We start from the raw sequence: 21,387 nt of genomic DNA, 5'->3' as shown, positions 1-21,387 counted from the left end.
GTACCCGTAATAGGTCCAGAACAGTAAAAACCGGGGTCAGTGGCCCATGATCATGCCTTGCAAGGCATCCTTTTCCATCGACAGTTCCTGCAGGCGCGCCTTGACCACGTCGCCGATTGTCACGATGCCGATCAGTTTGCCGTCTTCCACCACCGGCATATGGCGAAACCGCCCGTCGGTCATCCGCGTCAGCACTGCATCTGAGGTGTCCTGCCGCGAACAGCAGACCGGGTTGCGCGTCATCAGGTCTTCGGCCTTGTCCGTCAGGCAGGTCGCCCCGCGCATCGCCAGGGACCGAACGATATCACGCTCTGAAAGGATACCATCGGCTGTATCGCCTTTTTTTGATACAATCAGACCGCCTATGCGTTTTTCGGCCAGAATACTTGCCGCTTCCGAAATCAAAGTCTTGGGCGTGATTGTGATCACGCCGTTATCCCCTTTGGACGCAAGGATTTGCTGTACCAGCATGGCGGGCCTCCACAATTAAGTGTTTCAATTACCCAAGGTTCCCGCATGCGCACGGCCCTGTCAAGTCAGCGCTTCCAGCCGCGCCACTTCGTGCCGCATGCCTTCAACCAGGGCGGCGGCAAACCGGTTCAGCCTTTCCAGCCGCCGGTCATCGGCATGGCGCACCAGATAAAAGCTGCGCGTCAGGCTGATTTCATCGGTCAGAATCTTTTCTATGCCCTGGGTCCAGGGGATGGCAAAATCATGAACGATACCTATGCCACTGCCCTGCCGGACCCAGTTGATCTGCACCGAAACCGAGTTTGATGCCAGATTGACCCGCTCGACCCCGGTTTCGCTGAGGTAATCCAGTTCCTTGTCAAAAATCATGTCGGGAATATAGCCGACAATCCGGTGCCCGCTGAGATCAGCCAGAGTGTTGATCGGCGGATATTTTTCCAGGTATTTGCGGGACGCGGCCAGGTGCAGTTTGTAGTCGGCGACTTTTTGCACAGTCAGGCGTCCGGCATTGGGCGGGCTGACGGCCACCACCATATCAGCCTCGCGCCGTGTCAGGTTAAAAACACGCGGCAGGGCAACCAGTTGAATGTCCAGATCGGGGTTGTCGTCTGATATCTTTTCCAAAACCTGCGGCAGCAGGAAGTTGGCCGAGCCGTCCGGCGCACCGATACGGATCTGGCCACTTAGCCCGCCGGTCTTGCCCATCATCTCTTCGGCGGCATCCTCAATCGCCTGCTCCACGCGCACCGCATGGCCCATCAGGCGCTGGCCCGCATCGGTCAGCGCATACCCTGTGGGGGATTTGGCAAACAAGGGCGCGCCATAGGCGGCCTCAAGCCGGGCAATCCGCCGCCCCACCGTGGCGGGATCGATCTTTAGTACCCGCCCTGCCCCCGACAGGCTTTCGCGGCGGGCCACAGCCAGAAAGATTTTCAGATCATCCCATTGCGCGTCCATTCACCTCACCTTTTGCATTTTTGCAAATCTCTTTTGGAACATTGCCTCTTTTACAATCAAAATTGCAACGGTACGCTGCGCGCAATTTCATAGGAGGATGTGATGCAAGAGCTGACCCATTTCATTAACGGCGAACATGTCAAAGGGACATCCGGCCGTTTCTCGGACGTTTTCAACCCGGCAATCGGCGAAGTACAGTCCAGCTGCCCGATGGCCACGGCGGCCGAGACCAGCAAGGCCGTCGAAGATGCCGCAGCGGCACAAGTGGCTTGGGCGGCGATGAACCCGCAGCGGCGTGCCCGGGTAATGATGGCCATGGTGGGCCTGATGAACCGCGACATGAACAAGCTGGCCGAAATGCTGAGCCGAGAACATGGCAAAACCATCCCCGACGCCAAAGGCGATCTGCAGCGCGGGCTGGAGGTGATCGAATACTGCATTGGCGCGCCGCACATGCTGAAAGGCGAATACACCGACGACGCGGGCCCCGGGATTGACATTTTCTCCATGCGTCAGCCCGTGGGCGTTGTAGCCGCCATCATGCCCTTCAACTTTCCAGCCATGATGCCACTGTGGCACGTCGGCCCGGCACTGGCCTGCGGCAATGCCGTGGTGCTGAAACCGTCCGAACGTGACCCTTCGGTGCCTCTGGCCCTGGCCGAGCTTTTTGTTGAAGCGGGTCTGCCAAAAGGCGTCTTCCAGGTTGTGAACGGCGACAAAGAGGCCGTGGATACCCTGCTGGATCACGAGATCATCGGGGGGGTGTCCTTTGTCGGTTCCACTCCCATCGCGCAGTATATCTACAGCCGCGCCACGGCCAACGGCAAACGGGCGCAATGCTTTGGCGGGGCCAAGAACCATCTGATTGTCATGCCCGATGCCGATATGGATCAGGCCGCCGACGCCCTGATCGGGGCAGGTTTTGGCGCTGCAGGCGAACGCTGCATGGCCGTTTCGGTTGCGGTTCCGGTGGGTGATGAAACCGCTGACCGCCTGATCGAGAAACTTGTACCACGCATTGAGAAATTGCGTGTGGCCCCCTACACCGACGGCGATGATGTTGATTTTGGCCCCGTGGTGACCCGCGAAGCCAAAGAGCGTATTCTTGGGCTGATCCAGTCCGGCGTCGATCAGGGTGCCAAACTTGTCGTCGACAACCGGGATTTCTCGCTTCAGGGGTATGAGAACGGCTTTTTTGTCGGCCCGCATCTTTTCGACCACGTCACACCGGACATGGATATCTACAAGCAAGAGATCTTTGGCCCCGTGTTGTCGACCGTGCGCGCCGCCTCTTACGAAGAAGCTGTCGGCTTGGCCATGGACCATGAATATGGCAACGGCACTGCGATCTTTACCCGTGACGGCGACGCCGCGCGCGACTTTGCCCACCGGATCAATATCGGCATGGTCGGGATAAACGTGCCGATCCCGGTGCCGCTGGCGTATCACACCTTTGGTGGCTGGAAGAAGTCGATGTTCGGCGACCTGAACCAGCACGGCCCGGATTCGTTCAAATTCTACACCCGCACCAAGACCGTCACAGCGCGCTGGCCGAGCGGTATCAAAGAAGGCGGCGAGTTTAACTTCAAGGCGATGGACTGATCGGATGGCGCGGCATCCGGCCCCACTTAGGGCCGGTTGCCCCTGGCGTTCACCGGGGCTTGCCGGGTTTGAATTAAATTTAAATGGGCGGCCTTTCGAGGCCGCCTTTGCGTTTCAGACCAAGAAAACCGACCTTCATAGTAGACGTAACAATCACCCCTTAGTGCTGCGCGGCCCATTTCCTCGATAGCACAGCACAGATCAACGCCTCTAACTTGCAAACCGCTCGCAGGCCGGGCATCGTTACAGGATTACCTGAATAAGGAGTATGCAAGTGTCGGCAGCACCAGATTTCACCATCGGCATCGAAGAAGAATATTTGCTTGTTGATCGCGACAGCCTTGCCCTTGCCGACGCCCCGCCCGAATTGCTGACCGCCTGCCAGAATGACCTTGAGGATCAGGTCAGCCCTGAATTCCTGACTTGCCAGATCGAAATCGGCACCAAGGTCTGCCGCACTGTCGGCGAGGCCCGTGAAGACCTAAAACGTCTGCGCAGCAGCGTGGCCCGCGAAGCGGCCAAATTCAACCTCGCTCCGATTGCGGCCTCGTGCCATCCGTTCTCGGACTGGCGCAACCAGACCCACACCGACAAAGAACGCTATAACGACCTGTCCAGCGATCTGGCGGGCGTCGTACAGCGTATGCTGATCTGTGGGATGCATGTGCATGTCGGTATCGCGGAACCTGACCGCCGTGTCGATCTGATGAATCAACTCAGCTATTTTTTACCTCATATTCTTGCGCTTAGCTGCTCCTCACCTTTCTGGCAGGGGTATGACACCGGGCTTAGTTGCTACCGGTTGACGGTGTTCGACAACCTGCCGCGTACCGGTCTGCCCCCTCGTATGGAGAGCTTCGGCGAATTTGAACGTGCCGTCGGGGCGCTGGTTGATCTGGGTGTCATCGAAGACGGGTCGAAAATCTGGTGGGATCTTCGACCTTCATCCAAGTTTCCCACCATTGAATCGCGTATCTGCGATGTGCAGCCGCGGCTGGAACACACACTGACTTTGGCCGCGCTGACCCAGGCCCTGACCCGCATGCTTTGGCGGTTGGCGGCAAAGAACCAGCGCTGGCGCATCTACGATACATTCCTGATCGGCGAAAACCGCTGGCGCGCGCAGCGCTATGGTATCCGCGAGGGGCTGATTGATTTTGGGCGCGGTGAAATCGTATCGCTCACCGATCTTATGAATGAAATGATCGAGCTGGTTTCCGAAGATGCCGAATTTTTCGACTCGCTCACCGAAATCGAAAAATCACGCGACATTCTGAAGTCTGGAAACAGTTCAGACCGTCAGCGACAGGTTTATCTGGACGCGCTTGAGGCCGGAGATGACAAAAAGCACGCCATGCAGGCGGTGGTGAAGCATCTGATCGAAGAATTCCACGCTGACCTCTGAAAATTGCCAGCGCAGGCCTTGCAAAACTCCTGTAAGATTTGGCAATTAAACAGGTGTTCAATTAGACGTTTTGGAGAGCGCCTTTATGGATTTTGCCCTGAGTGAAGAACAAACCGCCATTTTCGACATGGCTTATGCTTTCGGGCAGGACAAGATCGCGCCCCATGCCCGCGACTGGGAACGCGACGGCACCATACCGAAAGAACTTTGGCCGCAGATCGCCGAACTGGGTTTTGGCGGGCTTTACGTCTCTGAGGAAACTGGAGGATCGGGCCTGACACGGCTGGATGCAACGCTGGTGTTCGAGGCGCTCAGCATGGCCTGCCCATCGGTTGCGGCCTTTCTGTCAATCCATAACATGTGCGCCAAGATGCTGGATACCTTCGCCAGCGACGACATGAAGGCGCGGGTCATGCCGGGTGTGCTGAGTATGCAAACCGTGCTGAGCTATTGTCTGACCGAACCGGGGTCAGGCAGCGATGCCGCGGCCCTCAAAACCCGGGCTGAGCGTACCAATGAAGGCTATACGCTGAATGGCTCCAAGGCGTTTATTTCGGGCGGCGGATATTCCGATGCCTATGTCGTCATGGTTCGCACCGGTCAGGACGGACCCAAGGGCATTTCCACTGTCTATGTCGAGGACGGCGCAGAGGGCCTGAGTTTTGGCGGGCTTGAGGATAAAATGGGCTGGCGCAGCCAACCCACTCGACAGGTTCAATTTGATAATTGCAACATTTCCTCTGACAATCTGGTCGGTGAAGAGGGTAAAGGTTTCACATATGCGATGGCTGGTCTTGATGGCGGGCGTCTGAACATTTCCGCCTGTTCCTTGGGCGCGGCCCAGACTGCACTGAACCTGACACTGCAATATATGTCTGAACGCAAGGCATTTGGAAAATCCATCGACCAGTTTCAGGCACTGCAATTCCGGCTGGCCGACCTAGAGATTGAGCTGCAGGCCGCCCGCACCTTCCTGCGGCAGGCCGCGTGGAAGCTGGACACCGGCGCGGCCGATGCCACCAAATTCTGCGCCATGGCCAAGAAATTCGTAACCGAGGCTGGGAGCAACATCGTCAACCAATGCCTGCAACTGCATGGCGGCTATGGGTACCTTGCCGATTACGGCATCGAAAAGCTGGTGCGTGACCTGCGGGTGCACGAAATTCTGGAAGGCACCAACGAAATCATGCGCCTTATCGTGGCGCGGCAGTTGTTGGCGGACCAATGAGCGACATCAATATCCGTATCGCGGGACAGGCAGGCCGCATCACTTTGACCCGCCCTCAGGCGCTCAATGCCCTGACCTATGACATGGCCTTGGCAATTGAAGACGCGCTTGATCGGTGGGGCGATGATGACGCGGTGAAGCTGGTGATCATCGACGCCGAAGGTGACAAGGCGTTTTGTGCCGGTGGGGATATCCAGAAACTGTATGAGACGGGCAAAGCAGGTGATTTCGCCTACGGCCGCAAATTCTGGGCCGATGAATACCGCCTGAATGCCAAGATCGCCGAATACGCCAAACCCTATGTCGCCTTCATGCAGGGCTTTACCATGGGTGGGGGCGTGGGCATTTCGTGCCACGGCTCGCATCGCATTGTCTGCGACAACAGTCAGATCGCCATGCCCGAATGCGGTATCGGGCTGGTGCCGGATGTGGGCGGCTCAATGCTGCTGGCCCGCGCACCTGGGCGCTTGGGCGAGTATCTGGGGCTAACCGCAGCCCGCATGAGTGCCGGCGATGCGATTTTCGCTGGATTTGCAGACACATACATTCCTTCTGAATTCTGGCCCGACCTGATCGCACAGCTAGAGACCGAAGGCTGCGTAACAGCAATCACCGCAGCCAGCATGGCCCCGCCACAAGGCGTGATGACCGACCTGCTGCCTGAAATAGACAGCCATTTTGGCGGTGAAACCCTGCGTGACATCCTTAATTCTCTTCGTGCAGATGGCAGTGCATTTTCAGCAGAAACACTGAAAAGTCTATCGCGCAATTCGCCGCTGTCCATGGCCGCAGCGGTTGAAATGATCCACCGGTTGCGTGGCCCGTCACTAGACATCCGCAAGGCGCTTGAGATGGAATACCGCTTCACTTACCGTGCCATGGAACATGGGGATTTTCTTGAAGGAATCCGCGCCGCGATCATCGACAAGGACAGAAACCCCAATTGGCAGCATGATCTGGACAACCCGCCCTCAATGGCGGTGACCAAGATGCTGATGCCGCTTGGCCCCGAAAAACTGACGTTTGAAAAGGAAGACTGACCCATGAAAATCGGATTTATCGGACTGGGCAACATGGGCGGGCCGATGGCTGCCAACCTGGCCAAGGCGGGCCATGAGGTAACAGGCTTTGATATGGCTGATGTGCAAATTGACGGCGTCACCATGGCCGCCAGCGCTGCAGAGGCCGCAAAAGGCCGCGACGTGGTGATCACCATGCTGCCCAACGGCCAGATCCTGCGCCGCGTCGCCGATCAGGTGATCCCGGTCATGCAAAAAAGCGCCGTGTTGCTGGATTGCTCGACCGTCGACGTTGAAAGCGCCCGTGCAGTAGCCAAACAGGCGCAAGAGGCCGGTTTGTCCGCGCTTGATGCACCCGTCTCGGGCGGTGTTGGTGGAGCCACGGCAGGCACGCTTACCTTTATGGTCGGCGGCGATGATGCCGGCTTTGCCACCGCCAAACCGTTGTTTGACGTCATGGGCCAGAAGGCCGTGCATTGCGGCCCCTCGGGAAATGGTCAGGCCGCCAAGATCTGCAACAACATGATCCTTGGCGCCACTATGATTGTCACCTGCGAGGCCTTTGCCCTGGCCGACAAACTGGGTCTGGATCGTCAGGCGATGTTCGATGTGGTCAGCACGTCATCAGGCTATTCCTGGTCGATGAATGCCTACTGCCCTGCCCCCGGCATTGGTCCGCAAAGCCCCGCCGACAATGACTACAAGCCTGGTTTTGCCGCCGACCTGATGCTCAAGGATCTGCGCCTGTCGCAACAGGCCGCCGAGGCTGCGGATGCCGACACGCCCATGGGCAAGGCCGCCTGTGATCTTTATGCCCAATTCGTCGAAGACGAAGACGGCAAGGGCCGCGATTTCAGCGCGATGTTGCCCCGGTTCGAAAAACGCGGGCGCGGCTGATGGGTTGGGTGGCCCGGGCCAGCGGCATTCCCGCACTTGAGCCTGAGGCCATGACCATCCTTGAGCGCCTCAAACCCATGCAGGTGCCCAAGGGCGCGGTTCTTTTTCACCCTGGCGAAACGGTAAAGGGTTTTGTCATCGTGCTGTCTGGCCGGGTTGAAATTTTCCTGACCGGACCCACGGGGCGCGAGATTCTGCTTTACGCGGTTGAGCCGGGCCAAAGCTGCATCCAGTCCACCCTTGGGCTGATGGGCGGTGACGATTACTCGGGCGAGGCCGTAACCGAACGCGACAGCGAACTGGTTCTTGTCCCGCGCGACACCTTCCTGCACCTGATGAGCGTGTCAGACATCTTTCGTGATTTCGTCTTTCAGGCCTTTGCCCTGCGCCTGCAATCCATGATGCACCTGCTGGAACGCGTCGCCTTTCAGCGGGTGGAATGCCGTCTAGCCGCCCGTCTGCTGAAACTGTCCCTGGAAACGCCGGTCATCCATGCCACCCACGCAGATCTGGCCATTCAGATCGGATCCGCCCGCGAGGTAATCTCGCGCCGGTTCGAAGCCTGGGCGCGGAAGGGTTGGATCAAAACCGGCCGGGGTACGGTCGAGTTGCTGGATCATGATGCGCTGGAACAACTTGCCGGGTCTGATAGCTAGCCATGTTACAGGGGCAGTTTCAGATGCTGGCCCAGTTTCATGCAATAGGTGAACCATTCTACCAATTCTTCGCGGTTTTCCGGTTCGTCCCAGCCGTTTTCGTCCCACCGCTGGTGCCAGGCCGCCCGCTTGACGCGGCTCGTTTCTGCAACATAGGCCATGTCCCGCTGTCTGGCGGCCTCGGTCCGCATCAGATGTGCTGCCCGGGTGTAAAAATCCAACATTTTATTCTGACCCGGAACCGGTGTTTGTTCACCGATCAACAGCTCAACCAGCACCGCACATTCCACAAGGCTTTCGTGAATTGGCTGCCCTGCCTGCAAGGGTTTTGCGACACCAAGGCTAATGCCCCCAATGGCCAATGAAAGCACTACCGCCCTGATCTGAAACATTCTTCTGCCTCCGTCTTTCACCTGCGTGACCGACTAACAGAAAAGCGTGGCAGGAAAATGACCCGGCTTTGTGACGCCGTCACAGACACAACATATAACCTATAGTATAAGTTACCCAAACATCATGACAGGAGATCAATCATGACCAAGAACGTCGGCAAAATCGACCGTATTCTGCGTATCGTCGTGGGCCTTGCCCTGATCGCAGGTTTTTTCATGAACCGCGACGGTAGCTATAGCTGGCTGTACCTGATCGGGATTATCCCGCTGGTAACCGGCCTGATGGGCAACTGTGCGCTCTATTCGATCTTGGGTATCTCAACCTGCCCGCTTGAGAAAAAATAACGGCAATGTTTCGCGCATGGTCCGCTTTCCCCTTGGCGTTTAGGGCTCGCCCCCCCAAATAGGGGGAAAGGAGACAAAGATCATGCGCTTGGCCTTATATTTTACCGCTGCAGCAATGGCCCTCTCGGCTGGTGCTGCCATGGGCGATGGCTCGAAAGGGCAAAAGTATTACAAAGACTGCCCGCCCGGTCTGGCCAAAAAACACAACGGCTGCTTGCCGCCCGGCCATGCCAAGAGCCATCACCGCTACCGCATCGGTGACCGGATACATGATGATTATTCGGTCATTCGTCACCCGGGGCGCCATGGTCTGGACCCTGATGAAAGTTACTACCGCGTGGGTGACTACATTTACCGCGTTGACCGCGACACGCGTAAAGTACTTGATCTGGTTGGTGCCGCCGTGGCTGTTCTGAATTAATCGGTCATTCAACCTACTTCTAAGAAAATCAAGCGCTCCGTCTCCAGGCGGGGCGTTTGGTTTTCCCAACACATGGCCTGCCAACGACCTATTCTGCGGCTACTTTCCGCGCTGCCAGCATGGCTTTCAGGTAGTGCCCGGTGTGGCTGCGCGGCACTTCGGCTACTTTTTCCGGTGTGCCTGTGGCTACAATCTCACCACCGCCATCGCCACCCTCGGGGCCGATATCAATGATATGGTCGGCTGTCTTGATAACATCCAGATTATGTTCAATCACGATGACTGTATTCCCGGATTCAACCAGTTCATGAAGCACTTCCAACAGTTTCTTCACATCCTCAAAATGCAGGCCCGTGGTGGGTTCGTCCAGAATATACAATGTCCGGCCAGTTGATCGTTTGGCCAGTTCCTTTGACAATTTCACTCGCTGCGCCTCTCCGCCGGACAGCGTCGTCGCCTGCTGACCCACCTTGATATAGCCAAGTCCTACCCGTTGCAGTGCGTCCATCTTTTCGCGGATGCTGGGCACCGCCTTGAAAAACCCCTGTGCGTCCTCGACCGTCATATCCAGAACATCGGCAATGCTTTTGCCTTTGAACTTGATCTCAAGCGTTTCGCGGTTGTACCGCGCGCCCTGACAGGTTTCACAGGTGACATAGACGTCAGGCAAAAAGTGCATTTCGATCTTGATCACACCATCGCCCTGACAGGCCTCGCAGCGCCCGCCTTTTACGTTGAAACTGAACCTGCCCGGTTTGTAACCACGCGCCTTGGATTCAGGCAGACCGGCAAACCAGTCGCGGATGGGCGTAAAAGCACCGGTATAGGTGGCCGGATTTGACCGCGGTGTGCGCCCGATGGGTCGCTGGTCGATGTCTATCACCTTATCCAGATGCTCCAGCCCCTTGATCGTCTCGCAAGGTGCCGGTGTCTGGCGGGCACCATTCAGGCGCATGCTGGCCGTTTTGAACAGCGTTTCAATTGTCAGGGTCGACTTGCCCCCACCGGAAACCCCGGTGACGCAAACAAATTTTCCCAAAGGGAACTCGGCCGTCACATCTTTGAGATTGTTACCAGACGCCTTGATGACCTTGAGTTTTTTGTCACTCCCCTTGCGCCGCTTTTCGGGAATCGCGATCTCGCGGGTCCCCGACAGGTATTGCCCGGTGATCGACGCGGGATCGGCAGTTACATGTTCAGGTGTGCCGTGGCTGACAACCTGCCCGCCATGCACGCCTGCCCCGGGGCCGATGTCAAACACGTAATCGGCGGTGCGAATGGCCTCTTCGTCATGCTCGACCACAATCACCGTATTGCCCTGATCGCGCAGGTTTTGCAGGGTCTGTAACAGTCGTCCATTATCGCGCTGATGCAATCCGATTGATGGTTCATCCAGTACATACAACACACCCGTCAACCCGCTGCCGATCTGGCTGGCCAGCCTGATCCGCTGGCTTTCCCCGCCCGACAGCGTGCCGGCATTCCGGCTCAGCGTCAAATATTCAAGGCCCACATTGTTGAGAAATCCCAGACGCTCGCGGATTTCCTTCAGGATCGCGCGGGCAATTTCGTTCTTCTGATTGGTCAGATTGGCGGGTACGGTCTCGCACCAGTCGAATGCCTCTTTGATCGACATCTGCACGACCTGCCCCACATGCAGCCCGGCAATTTTCACGGCCAATGCCTCTTCGCGCAGGCGATAACCGTGACAGGTTCCGCAGGGGCGGTTGTTCTGGTAGCGCTCGAATTCTTCGCGAATCCAGTTGCTGTCGGTCTCACGATAGCGCCGCTCCATATTGGGAATGACACCTTCGAACACGCGGCTGACCTGATACACTCGGCCACCCTCATCATACCGGAACTGGATTTCTTCCTCGCCCGAGCCATACAGGAACACCTGCTGCACATGCGGGGCCAGGTCTTTCCAGCGGGTGTTCTTGTCAAACTCGTAATGCTTGGCAATGGCCTCGATCGTCTGAAGGAAATATGGGCTTTTGCCTTTGCGCCACGGGGCCAGCGCCCCGTCGTAAATCTTTAGGCTCTGATCCGGCACCACCAAGCGCTCGTCAAAAAACAGTTCCATGCCCAGACCATCACATTCCGGGCAGGCCCCGACAGGCGCATTGAATGAAAACAGCCGCGGTTCAATCTCGGGGATGGTGAACCCACTGACAGGGCAGGCAAATTTCTCGGAAAACGTCTCGCGCTCGGGCTCGCCGTCTTTTGGCGCGGTCTCCAGAATGGCTATGCCATCGGCCAGATCAAGGGCGGTGCGGAAACTGTCTGCCAGCCGTGTCTCAAGCCCCTCTTTGACCACCAGACGGTCAACAACAACGTCAATGTCATGGCGGAATTTCTTGTCCAGTGTCGGCGGTTCATCCAGATCGTAAAACGCGCCGTCTACCTTGACTCTCTGGAACCCCTGCTTGCGTAACTCGATAAATTCCTTGCGGTATTCGCCTTTGCGGTCACGCACTATCGGGGCCAGAAGAAACGCGCGGGTGCCCTCTTCCATGGTCATCACCCGGTCAACCATATCCTGAACCTGCTGCGCCTCGATCGGCTTGCCGGTCGCCGGGCTGTAGGGTGTGCCGACGCGGGCAAACAGCAGTCGCATATAGTCGTAAATCTCGGTCACCGTGCCGACGGTTGAACGGGGGTTCTTGCTGGTTGTCTTCTGCTCGATGGAAATTGCCGGGGATAAACCACTGATGTGATCCACATCGGGCTTTTCCATCATGTCCAAAAACTGCCGCGCATAGGCCGACAGCGATTCAACATAGCGCCGCTGCCCCTCGGCATAGATGGTATCAAACGCAAGCGAAGATTTCCCCGAACCGGAAAGGCCGGTGATCACCACCAGCTGGTCACGTGGAATATCGACATCGATATTCTTCAGATTATGTTCGCGCGCGCCGCGTACCTCGATTTGTCTGAGATCAGCCATCTGCTCCCCCGGGGTTTGGTGGTTAACAGATAGTTGAGGTCACAGACTCTTCCAAGTTAAAATTGCGAACAATAGGGGAACAAATGACATTGGCCGGCATTTCTGCTGACTTGCTCGTCAATCAACCTGCCTAGCAACTGGATTAGGTTTTAAAAGAAACCGCCGGCACTGCCACCGCAGGCGGTCAGCGTCATAAGGGCTGTACCGCAGGCTATCCATTTGAACATGCGTGTCTTGAAGTGTTTGGTCATCCGTCCCTCCTTTGGCCATCCGGTCCCGTTACGGGCCAGCCGCCTTATCTAGAAATGCAGGTTCAGCCCGGCGCGAAACAACAGGTTCTGCGACCCGGCCGATGTCGGGATGCCGCTGACTGTCTGGCTGGATTTAGGCACATCGACATAATAGGCTTCAATCCGGCCGCTCAGCCCCTCGCGGATAAACCGCTCGGCGCCGCCGCCGACCATAACCCCGGGTTCATAATCCGAGGCCGAGGCCGTACCCGTGAACCCAATGTCGGTTTCCGTCCAGGCCACACCAAGCGAGCCAAAGATCAGATAATCCCCAACAACCTTGCCCGCCCTGAATCGCAGCGATGCCATCGAATCTTCACTGAATTTTCCGCCCGCCGATTTGCCCTCAAGCTCCATCAGGGTGAAATCAATCTCGGGTCCGAAAACCATATCGCCATTTTGAAAATTATAGCCCAACTGAAAACCGCCGATGCCGCTGCTGGCATCACCGGTTGGCCCCGGAAGGCTGGGGACACTGTTTTCGAAATCAGCATAGGCACCGCCCAGATGAACGCCGACATAAGGACCCTGCCAGTCACTTCCTGGGGATTGGGCAAAGGTCACGCCCGATGTTGCGCATAGCACGGCCGCTAAAAAACCAATTCGTCGCAATTTTGACATCCGTTGATTCCCTTTCAACGAGCCCCCACGTCTGAAGTTTACAACAGTTTCGCAAAAACGCAAAACGCGGGACGAACCCGCGTTTTACCTCACTCGTAAAAGATGCCCGGTTGATCAATGCTCGGGCGTTAGATGTGAATTACCCGATCATACGCGTCCAGCACGGATTCGTGCATCATTTCGCTCAACGTCGGATGCGGAAAGACGGTGTTCATCAGGTCCTCTTCGGTGGTCTCCAATTGGCGACCCACCACGTAGCCCTGGATCAGTTCAGTCACTTCGGCACCAATCATGTGGGCGCCCAGCAACTCGCCGGTTTTCTTGTCAAACACGGTTTTCACCAGCCCCTCGGGCTCGCCCAGGGCAATCGCCTTGCCGTTTCCGATAAACGGGAAACGGCCGACCTTGATGTCATAACCCGCTTCTTTGGCTTTCGCCTCGGTCAGTCCCACGCTGGCCACCTGCGGATGGCAATAGGTACAACCGGCGATGCTTTCAGGCTTGACGGGGTGCGGATGCCCCCCTGCGATCAATTCGGCCACCATGACGCCTTCGTGGGACGCCTTGTGCGCCAACCATGGTGCACCCGCAATATCACCAATCGCATACAGCCCATCCACACCGGTGCGGCAATATTCGTCCGTTACCACATGGGTTCGGTCCACTTTGACGCCCAATGCTTCAAGGCCCAGCCCTTCAACATTGCCGACAATGCCCACGGCCGAAATCACCGTATCAAAATCCTGCTTTTCGACCTTGCCACCCACTTCGATATGCGCGGTCACCTTGCCTTTGCCACGGTCCAGTTGCTTGACCATGGCTTTCTCCATGATCTTCATGCCCTGTTTCTTGAAGGCCTTTTTGGCAAAGGCCGAAATCTCGGCGTCTTCCACCGGCAGCACCCGGTCCATCACTTCAACCACGGTCGTGTCGGCGCCAAGCGTGTTGTAGAAACTGGCAAATTCGATGCCAATCGCACCCGAGCCGATCACCAAAAGCTTTTTCGGCATCCGTGGCGGCACCAGCGCATGTTTATAGGTCCAGACCAGATCGCCATCGGCCTCAAGTCCCGGCAACTCGCGGGCCCGTGCACCGGTGGCCAGAACGATATGCTTGGCGGTCAATTCTTCGGTGCCCTTATCGGTCTTGACCGACACTTTACCTTTGGCGGGCAAACTGGCCTCGCCCATGATCGCGGTAACCTTGTTTTTCTTAAGCAGATGTCCCACGCCGCCATTCAGCTGCTTGGCCACCCCGCGCGAGCGTTTGACCACCGCATCCAGATCATAGCCGATGCCTTCGGCCTTGAGCCCAAATTCCTTGGCGCGGTGCATCAGGTGAAACACTTCCGAACTGCGCAAAAGCGCCTTGGTCGGGATGCACCCCCAGTTCAGGCAGATGCCACCCATATGTTCGCGTTCAACTACAGCCACATTCAGACCAAGCTGCGCGCCGCGAATAGCGGCCACATAGCCTCCGGGGCCCGCCCCGATTACGATCATGTCAAAAGCCTTCGACGCCATGCCGCCCTCCGTTTCGAAATTTAGTTTGGTATTAAACTATCTTCTGGAAAACCACAACGCACTAAGACATCCCCGCTGCGTATTGCCACGGGGACATCAATCAGGCGTTGGTTGTCACAACCTTTTTCAGGCGGCCTCGTCCGCCTGCAATTGCCGAACGGTTGTGCCATAGCCGCCTTTGGCGACATAGGCCTGCTCGGGTTCGGTAGACGCGCGCGACAATACGGCATTGCGATAAGGGAACCGCCCAAACTGCCGGATCACCTCGCGGTGGGCGCGGGCATGCAACAGATTTGCAGGACCATATACCGGCATGCGTTCGCACATCAGCCGGACACAACGTTCCTGATCGCACAGGTTTTCGGAATGCATCATCGGCAGATAGAAAAACTGCCGGGCAGGTTCATCAATTCGCATGTCCCATTTTCGATGGACCGCGACCTTGGCCGCGGCATTGGCATGTCTGTCGGTGGCAAAGGCCTGGGCCTGCCCCCTGAACATGTTGCGCGGCAATTGATCCATCAGGATAATATAGGCCAGTGTCCCGCTGGGATATGTCAGCCATAGGCCGTATGCACCTTCTCGGGCTTCATTCCAGGCGGTCTCAAACTTGTCGCGAATGGTCTTGTCCAACTCATCCGAGGCATCGTACCAACCCGATGGGCCCACGTCATCCAACCAAAAACTCAGTACCTCTTCCGGCGCCACCATAGGGTTACTCCTTGCATTGCCTATGATAATTAATTCACGTTAACTGCAACTTACTTTCGAATTACAGTAAATTATTACTACAATTGCGACATATTTTGCTTCACTGCGCTAAATATGCTCTTCCTGAGCGGTTTCAATGGCGTATTCCTGGGCGAATTCCACCGCCATCGGCGACGAAGACGGCAGCACAGGCGCATAGCTGTCGGTCTCGGAAACCGGCGTTGCTGCCCGCTGTGTCATCCGGTAGGCAGCATAGCCCACCATGGCAAACATCAGCGCTGCAATGAACAGGAAATACCCGCTTGGCCCGATGACTCCCATCATCCAGCCAACCGCCAGCGGTCCGGCCACGGCGCCCAGTCCGTTGATGAACACCATGCCGCCCGCGGCGGCAGCCATATCATCATGCTCCAGAAAGTCATTGGTGTAGGCGATCAACAGCGAATACAGCGGGTTTGACGTGCCCCCGACCAGAAAGGCAGCAACCAGCAACATGTAAAAGAAGTCCCCAAAAACCATCCCGATCAGCGCGCCAGACCCGGTGACAACAGCCGTCCCGGTAATCAATACCCGGCGGTCCATCCTGTCCGACAACCAGCCCAATGGGTACTGAATAAACAGTGCGCCGACATAAAACGCCGCCACAAATGCCGAGATCTGCCCAACGCTCAACCCGGCCTCGGCGCCGTACACAGCCGCCATGCCAAACTGCGCCGAGAATACCCCGCCAAGCAGCAGCATGCCAACGCACCCAAGTGGAGAAATCTTCATAATCTCCCGCAAAGACAATGGCTTGGTAGATCCGAAAGCCGGTGTCGGGCTGATCGACAACAGGATCGGCGCAAAGGCCAGCGAGACCAGAACAGAAGGAATGACAAACAACACATAGCCCGACGGATCGGCCAGAACCATCACACCCTGTGCTGATACGATGCCGATCATCTGCATGATCATGTAAAGCGATAATGCCTGACCGCGCGTCTCGTTGGTGGCTGAATTGTTCAGCCAGCTTTCCGCCGTCACATAGACGCCCGAAAAACAGAACCCGATCAGGATACGCCCTGCCGCCCAGGCCCAGGGGTTGGCCAGAACCGGATAGAGGATCAGCACCGCCGAGATAAGTGAACCCAATGCAGCAAAGACCCGCACGTGGCCCACACGACGGATCATTTCTGGCGCCATCCGCGACCCGAACAGAAAGCCCACGAAATAGGCCGACATTACAACCGACATCTCGAATGTGGAAAACCCTTCGATCCCGCCACGGATACCCAGAAGTGTCCCCTGGATGCCGTTTCCGACCTGCAAAAGCATCATGCCCAAAAGCAGGGCCCAAGCACTGGACAGCACCTTGATCATCGCGCGTCTCCTGTCGATTGACGCCTCACTATAGCGAACAAAACCGTGGTTGCCCGCAAAACACGACTCACACCGTGTCACAAACGCCCCGGTGACAGTGTTTTTCTATGGGATCAACAATGAAGCGTCGCCATAAGAAAAGAATCTGTACTTTTCAGCGATGGCGTGGCCGTAAATCCGCCGAATCCGGTCCTGTCCCATCAGGGCAGACACCAGCATCATCAAGGTTGAACAGGGCAGATGGAAATTGGTCATCAGCGCATCAGCCACCCGAAATTCGAACCCCGGGTAGATAAAGATATCAGTTTCGCCGCTCCAGGGTGCGATCTGCCCACCACGCGCAGCACTTTCAATCAGGCGCAGCGCTGTGGTGCCCACCGGAATGATACGTCCGCCCGCAGCTTTTGTCGCGGCAATCTCTTCCGCCGCCTGCGCATTTACCTCACCCCATTCGGCATGCATTTTATGCGTTGTCACATCCTCGACCTTGACCGGCAGGAATGTCCCCGCCCCGACGTGCAGCGTGACATGGCTAAAGGCGACGCCACTGTCGCGCAGGCCTTGCAACAGCTGCTCGTCGAAATGCAACGAGGCTGTCGGCGCGGCCACAGCACCGGGGTTGCGGGCGAATACGGTCTGGTAGTCGGTCTTGTCCTGGGCATCCGCAGGCCGTTTTGCAGCAATATAGGGCGGCAGCGGCATCGCGCCTGCCCGGGCCAGGGCATCATCAAATTCATCTCCCGACAGATTGAACCATAGCACCGCCTGCCCGTCCACCTTGGCAGTCAGAATTGCCGAAAGACCCGCGCCAAAACGCACCTCTTCGCCCTCACGCAACTTTTTCAGCGGCTTGACAAGCGCCGTCCAGTGGCCATCGGCCTGCGGATCCAGCAGTGTCACCTCTATTCGTGCCACGCTGTCGCCCTGATCGCCACTGCGTCTGCGCTGGCCGGTCAGCCGCGCGGGAATTACCCTGGTGTCGTTCAGCACCAAACGGTCCCCTTTGCGCAACCATTGCCCCAGATCACTGACACATGCGTCGGTTATGGAATCGCCTGTTGCTACCAGCATCCGCGCCGAACTGCGCGGCCGTGCGGGGCGCGTTGCAATCAGATCTTCCGGCAAGGCGAAATCGAAATCGCTCAGCTTCATCGTGACACGTCCTGCTCTGGTTCAGGTTCTTTCTCGGGTTGTTGCGGCTGGATCGGTTGCGGTGCTCCACCCCTTTCCTGCGACACCGTAGGCGCTGGCCGGCGGAAAATTTCACGAAACAAACCCGGCGTCAGCGCCGACAGCGGATTCACCTGAACCCGGGGATTGGCGGCCGTTCCCTTCAGATTGTAGTTAAACCCGATCAACCCTTCGCCCTTGCGGGTAAACATCCCGCCTATGGCATTCACCAAATAGATTGGCGAGATGACCCCCTGCATGTCCATACGCCCACTTTCCAGGAAGTAATAACCGTCCATCGAAATCCCGATCGATGCGCCAACCCCACTGCCGCTTAACAACGTCACCCGCTCGGGCGTCAACCGGAACCGCGCATCGACTTCGCTAAAATGAATGCCCTCACCATCCAGTTGCTGCAACAGGCCGACAACACTGATGGCATTCAGCAGAGCCCCAAGTGCCGGGGCGTTTTTCAGCCTTATACCCATGATTTTTAATTGCCCGTCATAGCTGCCAGGTTCAGGCGCCGGGATCAGGACAAGGTCCATATCGCCGTTGCGGGCCTTTTTCAACATTCCGGCCGAACTCATGACCGCGCCGGCGTTAATGGATTGAATTCTGAATGCGCTGCGGCCGTTTCGGGGCACAACACGACCGGTGATTTCCGCGCCGCCGTTGACCTTGCCGGAAAAGTTCCCGTCAACGCCTCTGGACATATCCAGCTCCGCCTGAAAGTTCTGCAGGGCGATACCATCGGAAACCTGCAGCCTATCCAGTGACAGCGTCACCGGGCCGCCCCGTTTCTGGGCCGCACGCCCCGATCCATCGCCACTCAATGAGGTTTGCCTGAGGTCAATCATCCCCCCACTCACCCGGACCGCAGGCGCCGCTCCTGGTCCACGCCCGATCAGTTCTACGGGCGCGCTCAGCCAGGTGCCGATGGCCACCCGGCTGAACTTGGCCCGGTCAAGCTGGCCATCAGATTTCAAGCTGACCGTGCCCTGTGCCTGCATGCCCCCGGCATCCAGACTGATCAGATCAATCGCGGGTGGCTTGCCCAGACGGCCTGACACTTCAAGACTGCCGCGTGTGCTTTGTGGCAGGCTCCAGTCCAATTGCCGCAGGCTCAGCCCGACACCGGACAGATCGGATTTCAGCACAAAGCGACCAGGATTGTCCTTTACCAGGTCAATTCTGAAATCCGCAGATCCGCTGCCTGAGATGCTTCCCGGCGGCAGCCCGATGCTGAATTCATCGGCAAATTGCTCGGACAGCTCTATCTTGCCGGTCACGGCACTCTTGCCCTCGGCTTGCTTGCCCAACCGGGTCTGCCACTTTCCGGTGAACGGGACCCGCCCGATGCGGCCAACACCCCCCACCTCAATCCTGGTGTTGTTGACAGTGACCGCCAGTTCGCTGGCCGCCAGAACCCGGCCCTCCACCAGTGTCTCGCTGCGCACGCCTGACAGTTTGCCTGCCACATCAAAGGCTACTTCATCCGGCTGCAATTTGGGTTTCAGCAGAAAATCCAGCCGACCTTTCAGTTGCGCGCGTCCGTCTGCCAGGGTGACGGGTTGTCCGGCTTTGCTCAGAAACTGAAACGGCTCTTCATCCAACAGCGAAAGCGCCGCTGTGATCGTGCTATCGGTCTGCAAGCGCACCCGTGCGGGGGCCTTGTTGACCCGCACAACGGGGATAATGAAACTGGTTCCGTCAATAGCAATCCGCCCACCCTGCGCAGCCGTGACAAACCCCTTGTCCGCCGAAATCACAAACCGGTCGTCATAAAGCGATCCGTGGCCCGATGCGCCCGTGATATGGGGCACCTTCTTGATGAAACGGGTCTCTAGCGCCTCATAATCAAATCCCAGAAACAGGCTGGGCTTTTCCTGGGGCAACGACCTGACGGCGACCTGAATATTGCTCAGCGCCGCCTTGACCACGTTTTCACCGATCCAGTTACGTGTCTTTTCCTTCACGCTTTGCGGCCACAGCTGCAACAGACGCTCGGGTGTCAGCGCATCCATTCGACCATTTAGCGCCAGGTTCCAACCGCCCGCTTCAGCGCCAAGCTTGCCGTTTAGAACCAGATGGCGCCCCTGATCGGCAAAACTCATTTCCCCAAGACTTAAAAGGAAAGGGTCCAGGTGCAGGCGCATATCCATGGTTGCCGCATCAATTGAGATCGGTTCGGGGTACAGGTTATCAGGGTTGGCTTTGATCTCGGACACCCGGATCTGCGCCAATAGTTCTTCCGGCCAACCGCTTTCCATGCCCAGCAAGATGGCCTGACCTTCCGCCTGGGCCGTGACCCATTTACTGACCAGCGACAGGTCATTGAACTGAATCCGCTGCGCCTTGGGGTCGTAGGTGAAATAGCTGCGCGCCGAGGTAAAGGCGATCGGCTTGGTTTCCGGGGTCGGCTGAAGAACACCTGCACCAATCTGAAGCGCCGCGTTCAGCGGGCCAAGTTCGCCATTGCCATCAATCGAGGCGCGCAATGCACCGGAAATCGGCGCATCGAGTGCGCCAAGCCATGCCAGTGCTGGTGATTGACCGGCGATGTCTTGTGTCGGCATGTCTTCAAAGCTGAACCCTACATTTGCCGCCAGTTCACCGATGCGGCCAGCATAGTTCATTTCAAGAGTGGTGGCATAGTCGCGCGCGCCCAACAGCGAGAAATCTGCCCTGATCTGCAGGTCATCGCCTTTGCGGGTCAGAGACATCCGCCCGCCATCCACAATCCAGGTACGATCAGCGCGGACGTCTTCGTAGCGCATTGTCAGGCTGTCGGCAGTCACACTGTCGAGGGTTGCAAATTGCGGCTGCAGCAAAACTGCATCAATGCGTTCGATCATGGCGGCCAGATTGGTTTCTTCCGCCCACGACCCGGCCTCACCCAATGCGATATTAATTGTTCCGTTCGCCGCGCGCCGCAACCTGAGCTGGGCGCCGGACAACCGAATGGACGCTGGTTGCAGCTGCCCCTTTAACAACGGCTTCAGTGCCACCGTGCTTTGCACATCGGACAGGTTCAGCAATGTGGCGCCGGCATTGTTGTGGACCCTGACATTTTGCAGAACAAGCCGCGGCACCAGATCGCGGCTAAGCACAACAGCCACATCGCCAAAGGCCAGAGTAATGCCGTGCAGCCCCGTGTTGGCACGGTCAACAATCTTCTTACGCAGATACTCGGGCGCGCTGATCTGTTTGCCAATCGCCGAATAAACACCAATCGCGCCCGCGCAACAGACCACCAAAAGGATCCAAAAGGCCCAAAGCCCGATCCTTTTGCCTCGCCCGCGGTGCGGTTTTTGATCTGTATTATCGCTCATTCGATCCGATCGGACGGCTATTTGCCGATCCTGATTGC

Annotated in this window: 18 protein-coding genes; 8 read left to right on the top strand and 10 right to left on the bottom strand. The window is 57.4% G+C overall.

Annotated elements, in window-relative coordinates; genetic code table 11:
• Nucleotides 1-36 precede the first annotated feature (36 nt).
• Both PEL8287_RS00545 and PEL8287_RS00540 read right to left on the bottom strand, forming a co-directional pair.
• Entirely contained in the window at nt 37-471 is a 435-nt protein-coding gene (locus PEL8287_RS00545; RefSeq protein WP_085890415.1) for a CBS domain-containing protein, read from the bottom strand.
• Between the two features lie 60 nt (nt 472-531).
• Nucleotides 532-1,428 carry a LysR family transcriptional regulator gene (locus tag PEL8287_RS00540; RefSeq protein ID WP_085890414.1) on the bottom strand — a complete coding sequence of 299 codons (897 nt, stop codon included), beginning with the start codon at nt 1,426-1,428 and terminating at the stop codon, nt 532-534.
• Between the two features lie 102 nt (nt 1,429-1,530).
• Here PEL8287_RS00540 and PEL8287_RS00535 point away from each other — a divergent pair, with 102 nt between their 5' ends.
• The 6 genes from PEL8287_RS00535 to PEL8287_RS00515 all read left to right on the top strand — a co-directional run bounded on the left by PEL8287_RS00535 (nt 1,531) and on the right by PEL8287_RS00515 (nt 8,235).
• Nucleotides 1,531-3,030 (top strand): CoA-acylating methylmalonate-semialdehyde dehydrogenase, encoded by a 1,500-nt coding sequence (locus tag PEL8287_RS00535; protein ID WP_085890413.1) that lies wholly within the window; start codon nt 1,531-1,533, stop codon nt 3,028-3,030.
• Between the two features lie 274 nt (nt 3,031-3,304).
• The gene (locus tag PEL8287_RS00530) at nt 3,305-4,435 is read left to right on the top strand and encodes a carboxylate-amine ligase (protein ID WP_235862096.1); all 1,131 of its coding nucleotides are present in this window, start codon (nt 3,305-3,307) and stop codon (nt 4,433-4,435) included.
• A gap of 85 nt (nt 4,436-4,520) precedes the next feature.
• On the top strand, nt 4,521-5,663 hold the full coding sequence (locus PEL8287_RS00525) for an acyl-CoA dehydrogenase family protein (RefSeq protein ID WP_085890410.1): 1,143 nt from the start codon (nt 4,521-4,523) through the stop codon (nt 5,661-5,663).
• Complete coding sequence (locus PEL8287_RS20215; protein ID WP_235862095.1) at nt 5,660-6,703, top strand: enoyl-CoA hydratase/isomerase family protein; 1,044 nt, start codon at nt 5,660-5,662, stop codon at nt 6,701-6,703. Before PEL8287_RS00525 ends, PEL8287_RS20215 begins: the two co-directional genes overlap by 4 nt.
• A 3-nt stretch (nt 6,704-6,706) precedes the next feature.
• Nucleotides 6,707-7,579, top strand: coding sequence for a 3-hydroxyisobutyrate dehydrogenase (gene mmsB / locus PEL8287_RS20210; RefSeq protein WP_235862094.1), 873 nt, complete (start codon nt 6,707-6,709; stop codon nt 7,577-7,579).
• Nucleotides 7,579-8,235, top strand: coding sequence for a Crp/Fnr family transcriptional regulator (locus tag PEL8287_RS00515; protein ID WP_085890408.1), 657 nt, complete (start codon nt 7,579-7,581; stop codon nt 8,233-8,235). The genes mmsB and PEL8287_RS00515 overlap by 1 nt, the downstream gene beginning before the upstream one ends.
• Nucleotides 8,236-8,240: 5 nt before the next feature.
• Here the strand turns inward: PEL8287_RS00515 and PEL8287_RS00510 are convergent, their stop codons facing one another.
• A complete protein-coding gene (locus PEL8287_RS00510) occupies nt 8,241-8,627 on the bottom strand; it encodes a hypothetical protein (RefSeq protein WP_085890407.1) in 387 nt (128 codons plus the stop codon).
• Between the two features lie 138 nt (nt 8,628-8,765).
• Here PEL8287_RS00510 and PEL8287_RS00505 point away from each other — a divergent pair, with 138 nt between their 5' ends.
• Complete coding sequence (locus tag PEL8287_RS00505) at nt 8,766-8,972, top strand: YgaP family membrane protein (protein WP_085890405.1); 207 nt, start codon at nt 8,766-8,768, stop codon at nt 8,970-8,972.
• An 82-nt stretch (nt 8,973-9,054) separates the two neighbouring features.
• A complete protein-coding gene (locus PEL8287_RS00500) occupies nt 9,055-9,393 on the top strand; it encodes an excinuclease ABC subunit A (RefSeq protein ID WP_235862093.1) in 339 nt (112 codons plus the stop codon).
• Between the two features lie 88 nt (nt 9,394-9,481).
• Here PEL8287_RS00500 and uvrA read toward each other — a convergent pair whose 3' ends face one another.
• From uvrA to PEL8287_RS00465, 7 genes are all read right to left on the bottom strand, one after another.
• Nucleotides 9,482-12,340 (bottom strand): excinuclease ABC subunit UvrA, encoded by a 2,859-nt coding sequence (uvrA, locus tag PEL8287_RS00495; RefSeq protein ID WP_085890404.1) that lies wholly within the window; start codon nt 12,338-12,340, stop codon nt 9,482-9,484.
• A 299-nt stretch (nt 12,341-12,639) separates the two neighbouring features.
• A complete protein-coding gene (locus PEL8287_RS00490) occupies nt 12,640-13,251 on the bottom strand; it encodes an outer membrane protein (protein ID WP_085890403.1) in 612 nt (203 codons plus the stop codon).
• A gap of 128 nt (nt 13,252-13,379) precedes the next feature.
• Nucleotides 13,380-14,774, bottom strand: coding sequence for a dihydrolipoyl dehydrogenase (gene lpdA, locus PEL8287_RS00485; protein ID WP_085890401.1), 1,395 nt, complete (start codon nt 14,772-14,774; stop codon nt 13,380-13,382).
• Nucleotides 14,775-14,900: 126 nt separating this feature from the next.
• Nucleotides 14,901-15,485, bottom strand: coding sequence for a DUF924 family protein (locus PEL8287_RS00480; protein WP_085890399.1), 585 nt, complete (start codon nt 15,483-15,485; stop codon nt 14,901-14,903).
• Between the two features lie 108 nt (nt 15,486-15,593).
• Entirely contained in the window at nt 15,594-16,844 is a 1,251-nt protein-coding gene (locus PEL8287_RS00475; RefSeq protein WP_085890397.1) for an MFS transporter, read from the bottom strand.
• Between the two features lie 105 nt (nt 16,845-16,949).
• On the bottom strand, nt 16,950-17,996 hold the full coding sequence (gene queA, locus PEL8287_RS00470; RefSeq protein WP_085890395.1) for a tRNA preQ1(34) S-adenosylmethionine ribosyltransferase-isomerase QueA: 1,047 nt from the start codon (nt 17,994-17,996) through the stop codon (nt 16,950-16,952).
• Nucleotides 17,993-21,349 (bottom strand): AsmA family protein, encoded by a 3,357-nt coding sequence (locus PEL8287_RS00465; protein WP_085890394.1) that lies wholly within the window; start codon nt 21,347-21,349, stop codon nt 17,993-17,995. Before PEL8287_RS00465 ends, queA begins: the two co-directional genes overlap by 4 nt.
• Nucleotides 21,350-21,387 lie beyond the last annotated feature (38 nt).

The organism is Roseovarius litorisediminis (genome assembly GCF_900172295.1).
GTDB lineage: Bacteria > Pseudomonadota > Alphaproteobacteria > Rhodobacterales > Rhodobacteraceae > Roseovarius > Roseovarius litorisediminis.
The sequence above is the reverse complement of the archived record's forward strand: the minus strand, read 5'-3'. Positions and strand labels throughout refer to the sequence as shown.